The organism is Kineosphaera limosa NBRC 100340, assembly GCF_000298215.1.
Classification (GTDB): domain Bacteria; phylum Actinomycetota; class Actinomycetes; order Actinomycetales; family Dermatophilaceae; genus Kineosphaera; species Kineosphaera limosa.
The window spans coordinates 1-5430 of the sequence record NZ_BAHD01000130.1 but is presented as its reverse complement, the minus strand read 5'-3'; the positions used below and the strand labels follow the sequence as shown (position 1 = coordinate 5430).

Annotated in this window: 7 protein-coding genes; 5 read left to right on the top strand and 2 right to left on the bottom strand. The window is 67.0% G+C overall.

Annotation, left to right across the window (positions count from 1 at the left end):
- Positions 1 to 135: 135 nt before the first annotated feature.
- Together KILIM_RS21480 and KILIM_RS21475 are read left to right on the top strand one after the other, a co-directional pair.
- A complete protein-coding gene (locus tag KILIM_RS21480) occupies positions 136 to 381 on the top strand; it encodes a hypothetical protein (RefSeq protein ID WP_157551887.1) in 246 nt (81 codons plus the stop codon).
- A gap of 15 nt (positions 382 to 396) precedes the next feature.
- Entirely contained in the window at positions 397 to 816 is a 420-nt protein-coding gene (locus KILIM_RS21475) for a PAS domain-containing protein (RefSeq protein WP_006594870.1), read from the top strand.
- Here the strand turns inward: KILIM_RS21475 and KILIM_RS21470 are convergent.
- On the bottom strand, positions 800 to 1801 hold the full coding sequence (locus tag KILIM_RS21470; protein ID WP_006594869.1) for an IS3 family transposase: 1002 nt from the start codon (positions 1799 to 1801) through the stop codon (positions 800 to 802). The two genes, KILIM_RS21475 and KILIM_RS21470, sit on opposite strands and share 17 nt — an antisense overlap.
- Positions 1798 to 2205, bottom strand: coding sequence for a transposase (locus tag KILIM_RS24785; protein ID WP_006594868.1), 408 nt, complete (start codon positions 2203 to 2205; stop codon positions 1798 to 1800). The genes KILIM_RS21470 and KILIM_RS24785 overlap by 4 nt, the downstream gene beginning before the upstream one ends.
- 49 nt (positions 2206 to 2254) lie before the next feature.
- On the opposite strand from KILIM_RS24785, the gene KILIM_RS24255 reads away from it, so the two are divergent.
- From KILIM_RS24255 to KILIM_RS21450, 3 genes are all read left to right on the top strand, one after another.
- On the top strand, positions 2255 to 2473 hold the full coding sequence (locus KILIM_RS24255) for a hypothetical protein (protein ID WP_169330785.1): 219 nt from the start codon (positions 2255 to 2257) through the stop codon (positions 2471 to 2473).
- An 80-nt stretch (positions 2474 to 2553) separates the two neighbouring features.
- A complete protein-coding gene (locus tag KILIM_RS24250; RefSeq protein ID WP_006594866.1) occupies positions 2554 to 3387 on the top strand; it encodes a methyl-accepting chemotaxis protein in 834 nt (277 codons plus the stop codon).
- A gap of 329 nt (positions 3388 to 3716) precedes the next feature.
- Positions 3717 to 5222, top strand: a complete 1506-nt coding sequence (locus KILIM_RS21450; RefSeq protein ID WP_157551886.1) for a 3'-5' exonuclease — start codon at positions 3717 to 3719, stop codon at positions 5220 to 5222.
- Positions 5223 to 5430 lie beyond the last annotated feature (208 nt).

Sequence of the window (5430 nt, the reverse complement as noted above, 5' to 3'; positions counted from 1 at the left end):
CTTAAAAGTTAATAGCGCCAATTATGGCTCACCTCGGGTGAATCCGACCGATGCCGATAGGCCAGCATGAACGAGAACGCCCCCAGCGTCGTGATGCTCGACCAGACCCTCCGCTCCCGAGGACACATGTCGGACATGGACTTCTACCGCGCGCTGACCGAAGCGTTCCGCGCAGCGGCGGATGAGTACCGAGGGATCGCAGACCGGATCAGTGCGGGAGAGCCTGTGAACCTGGAGGCGGTGGTCGACGCGATGCGGGCGCTCCAGGAGCTGGCTCAACGCGACCTGTACGAGGTGCCGAACGAACAGTGGCGGCGCAACATCGACGACCTCGCCAGGCACGCGAAATCGCTCTCCGGCCCGACACACCGGCTCCCGTAGCCACCGGGGCGACACATGGCGACGACGGTCCGGGTGACCCCGACAGGGCAGGAGCGATCGTTCGACTCGCGCGAGTTGATCGTTTCCAAGACCGACCCCAAGGGCATCATCACCTACGCGAATCAGACATTCCTCAACATCTCTCATTACGGTCGGGAAGCGATCATCGGGCAGCCCCACAACATCATCCGCCACCCCCAGATGCCGCGCGGACTCTTCAGCCTGCTGTGGGACACGATCGCAACCGGTGAGGAAGTCTTCGCCTATATCAACAATCTCGCCGCGGACGGAGCCAACTACTGGGTCCTCGCGCACGTGACGGCGACCTTCGACCCGAAGGGGCGCATCGTGGGGTACCACTCGAATCGACGCCGTCCGGCCCGAGCGGAAGATGTCAAGCAGTTTGAGACACGTATCGTTACGCGGTCTGTATGAGGGCCTCCGGTGAGGGTTGGTTGATCCACGCGGCCTTTGGCAGCTTCGGTGCCTGGGGTCGGCGGTTGCCGAATCGTTCGGGGTGGGCCGCCGAAGCGGCGTCCAGGGTGGCCTGGCGGTGGGCGCGGATCTGGGTCGCGGTGCCGTGATGCACGGACGCCGGGGTGTGCAGGCCGATCCCGGAATGACGGTGTTCGTGGTTGTAGTAGGTGAAGAAGGCCTCGCAGAACGCCCTCGCGTCGGCCAGCGACCCGAAGGAGTCGGGGAAAACGGGCGCGTACTTCAGGGTCTTGAACGCGGCCTCGCTGAACGGGTTGTCGTTGGACACCCGTGGCCGGGAGTGGGACCGGTCGACGCCGAGATCGAGCAGCAGTTGAGCCACCGGTTTCGATGTCATCGAGGTGCCCCGGTCGGCGTGGACCGCCTCGGGGATGCCGTGGACGCCCATCGCCTCTTCGAGCATCGTCGTGGCGATCTGGGAGTCCTCACCGTTCTGAAGGGTCCAGCCCACGACGTAGCGGGAGAAGATGTCGAGCACAACGTAGAGCTGGAACCAGACCCCGCGGCCGGGGCCGCGAAGCTTGGTGATGTCCCAGCTCCAGATCTGCCCGGGCTTGGTGGCCAGCAGCTCGGGCTTCTTCCGTGGGGGGTGGGTGGCCTGGCGGCGTCGCTCGCCGGCGGCGCCGTTGGCGCGCAGGATCCGGTACATGGTGGACATCGAGCACAGGTAGGTGCCCTCGTCGAGCAGAGTCGCCCAGGTCTGCGCGATCGCCTTGTCCACGAACCGCTCGCTGGTCAACTCCGCGAGCACCGCGGCCTGTTCGGCGTCGGTGAGCGCGTTGGGTGGCGTCGGGCGCCTCATTGCGGGCCCGTGCACCCTGGGCTTCTTGGCGCGGTAGTGACTGCCTCGGGCACGGCCCAGCAGGTCGCACGCCTGCTTGATGCTCGTGTGCTCAGCCAGCTCGTCCACGGTGGGGTTGATCACCGCGGCGGCGGCTTCGGCGTGCCCGTGCTCTCGGAGAGCGTCTCCAAGAGCGCGTGTGCTTTTCCCACGATGTCCAACGCCGCCCGAGTCCGGGCGAGCTCGGCCTCGGCCCTTTCCGCACGTGCCTTGAGCTGCTCGATCTCCCGGTCACGACGCTCCGCGGTCCTGGGACCCAGCGCACCCACCGCGCCGGCCTGAGCGGCCTTGCGCCACTCGATGATGTGGGAGGAGTACAGGCCCTCTCGCCGCAGGATCGCACCACGCGCGCCATGCTCCGCAGCGTCGTACTCGGCCACGATCCTCAACTTGTACTCGGCAGTGAAGGTGCGCCGCTTCGGACGGTCAGCTCTGGGGGTCATCACCCCATCGTCGATCCGGGTCGTGTCTGCCAACGTCATCGTCATCAGGTGTCTCGCTTCTCCGCCCCGTGCAAAGGGAAGGAACTCAGAAGTGGTGTCTCACCTCAGCCTGGCGCACAGGGGAGCACCGATCGAGGCAGTCACGCCGCTGTACGAGCGGATGCTCGCCGCCGAGGCGCGACACAACCGGGCCGTCGATGCCGCCCGCGCGGGCCGGGACACCCTGCTGACCCACCTGCAGGAGCGCGAGACCACCTACGACCGCTTCATCTGGAACCTCATCAACGACCACTCCCTTGCGGGGCACCGGTGAGACGGCTGCGACGTCCCCCGCAACCGCAGGGCGCGCAAGGGCGGACTTCTGATGAGGTCCACCACGCAGCGGCCGAGACGTTGCTGTCGGACCTGGGATCGGTCTTCGCCCGCGCCGGCGAAGGCGATCTGGAGGCCCGCATCCTCGCCATCCCCCAGGACGAGGCATTGGCCCAGGTCGCCCACGGCGTGAACCACTTCCTGGACGTGACCGACGCCTTCGTCCGGGAATCCCAGGCGGCCCTGGACGCCGCCTCCGCCGGCCGCTACCATCGCCACCTGCTCACATTCGGCCTGCCCGGCTCCTTCGAGAGCGGCGCCCGCCGCATCAACGCGGCACAAGCGCGCATGAAGGAAGTCGACGAGCGCGCTCGTCGTGACGACCAGGCCCGCGCCCAACTCGTCGCCACCTCCACCGAAATCTCCTCGTCCGTGGCCGGTGCCGCGACCGAACTCGAGGCCTCCGCGGCGCAGGCCTCCACCGCCGTGCGTGCCGCCGCCTCAGAAGTCGGGGCCGCCCGCGCCACGGTGGAGCAGCTCGAGACCACCAGCGCGCAGATCCAAGACACGGTCGAGCTCGTCCAACGCGTCGCCGCACAGACCCGCATGCTCGCTCTCAACGCCCGCATCGAATCCGCGCGGGCCGCCGAAGGCGGCGAGGGATTCGCCGTCGTGGCCGGCGAGGTCGAGACCCTGGCCGAGGAAACCGCCCGCACCGTCGGGCGCATCACCGACCAGGTCGATGCCGCCCGATCGGCGACCGCCGCCACCGCCGCCGCCATCACCCGCTTCCACGAACTCGTCCAAGAACTGGAGACCCAGGTCGCCGCCGTAGCCGACGCCTCCGGCGGCTCCGGAGGCCTCTCCGACCTCGCCGAGGCCCTCTACGCCGAGATCGCACGCATCGACACCTGAATCAGCGCCCCTTGACAGCTCATAGGCTCGACGGGTGCATCCCACGCACACGCATCAGCACATAGGGAGTGCAGACGATGGAAACGATCGTGGTCCTTGTTGTCCTCGCTGCCGTCGCGTGGTGGCTGTGGGGGCGTCGGTCACACGCCAAGCGACGGGGACATCAGGGCGTCACCCCTCGGGTCTGGACGCGCCAGAATTCCAATCATGCAGCCGCCCAGCTGCGGACGCCCCCAGATCCTCCCCCTTCCTCGGCGCCCCCGCAGCATCCAGGCGTGACAACCAGGCCACGGACCCATCAAGTAAAGGCGGCTGCGCACACGCACGTCGTGCCGCCACTGGACCTACATCGTGAGATCCCCTTCGCCGAGGCGCACATGCGGGGTCCGCTGTTTTCCTACGCCGGGCCTCAAGGACGATCGATCTCTGGCCTTGAGCATGATGGCCCTAACGCAGTGATCGATTTCGAGACCACCGGCCTCTCCCCACGAGGCGGGGACCGCGTGGTGGAGGTAGCGATCGCACTGGTGGACGGTAACGGGCAGACTCAGGACGAGTTCGCAACGTTGATCAATCCAGGGCGCGATACCGGGCCCGTGTTCATCCACGGCATCAGCAACGACGCCGTGCGGAACGCTCCAACGTTCGCCGAAATCGTCCCAGAATTGTTGGCGCGATTAGAGGGTGCTGTCATCGTGGCGCACAACGCCACCTTCGAGGAAGCGTTCCTGGCCTCCGAGTTCCGCCGCGCGGGCGTGCACCCGACAGCACCCTTGCCGGCCCTATGCACGTTGTGGTTGGCGCAGCGCACGATGCCCACGCCGAATCACCGGCTCGGGACACTATGCCGGTACGCCCAAATCCCTCTGGTCGACAAGCACGCCGCCCTCGGAGACATGCGAGCAACGAGTGCCTTGCTGCCCCTGTTGCTTCACGAGGTGTCGCAACCGCTTGTGTACGCCACGCCACCCCCCACAGGCTTGGCAGCGCATGCCCCGGCCAGAAAAGTCCGACCCGTGACCAGGGCCGTCGCGCTTCGCAAGGGGACCAACGGCTGGATGACATCTCTTCTCGACCGGCTCCCGATGAGCGCCGCCGAGGCAAACGACGCCCAGGCGAGCAGCTACCTCGAAGCCTTGTCTGACGCCCTAGCCGATGGACGCATCATCGGGGATGAGGCCCGCGAGCTGGCCAGAATCGCCGGGGCGGCAGGACTAGGGGCAGCCCAGGTGGTTGCGCTCAACGACCAACTCCTGGACAGCATTTACCAAGCTGCCATAGAGGACGAGGTGCTCACCAAAACCGAGATTCGCGACCTTGTGAAAGCGGCCGTGGCGCTAGGGCGACCGGACAAGTTCTCTCACCTGACCCCCACGACGCCAAACGGGAGCAGCCAAAAGACGCAAAGCGAGACCTCGACGGGGCGCGCTGGCGCCTTGTCGAACGAGTCATCGCGCGCCGACCGCTTCCATCGCGCCCTGACCGCGGTCGAGTACCAGCGAAGCGGCGAGTCCCGAGAGAACATCGCTGTTTCGCTTGGTGTCAGCCTCGCGACTGTCAAGCAGCTTCTGCGCGACGGTAAATGGTACCTCGACCCCAACTCGGACGGACCCCGGCTGGCCCTGGCGACGGCAGCAGCCGACGCCCGGAACCAGGGAGAGACGCAATCCGCGTTCCAGGCGAGCCAGGCACTCTCAAAAGGGAAGACCGCAGAGGTGTGGAGGGACGCTGCCTTCCTGCTCGGCCGCGACCTGACTGGAATGGGTGGGGGTTCGACGGCACCGGGGTCAGGCTCGAGGGTGACGGCGACAGGCCCGACGCCCTCGCAGCGGTAGCAACCCCTGAACTGCAGTGATACAACAACTCTGAACGCGCCGGAGGCCGATAGCCGGGCTGGCTCAATGGACTGCGCCGCTGCGTGATCCTGGCAAAGCGCTTTGCCGACGGAGGCCGTGCCGGAGCCCGGAGGTCCGTCATGAGGTGGACGATGCCGGGGAGGGCCTATTGCGCCGGTGGCTCACAGTGGGCGCGCCACCTCCTCAG

Bases quoted from the DNA above. Each gene is read 5' to 3' on its own strand.
- KILIM_RS24785 (WP_006594868.1), bottom strand. From the start codon at position 2,205: ATGACGATGACGTTGGCAGACACGACCCGGATCGACGATGGGGTGATG.
- KILIM_RS21475 (WP_006594870.1), top strand. From the start codon at position 397: ATGGCGACGACGGTCCGGGTGACCCCGACAGGGCAGGAGCGATCGTTC.
- KILIM_RS21480 (WP_157551887.1), top strand. From the start codon at position 136: ATGGACTTCTACCGCGCGCTGACCGAAGCGTTCCGCGCAGCGGCGGAT.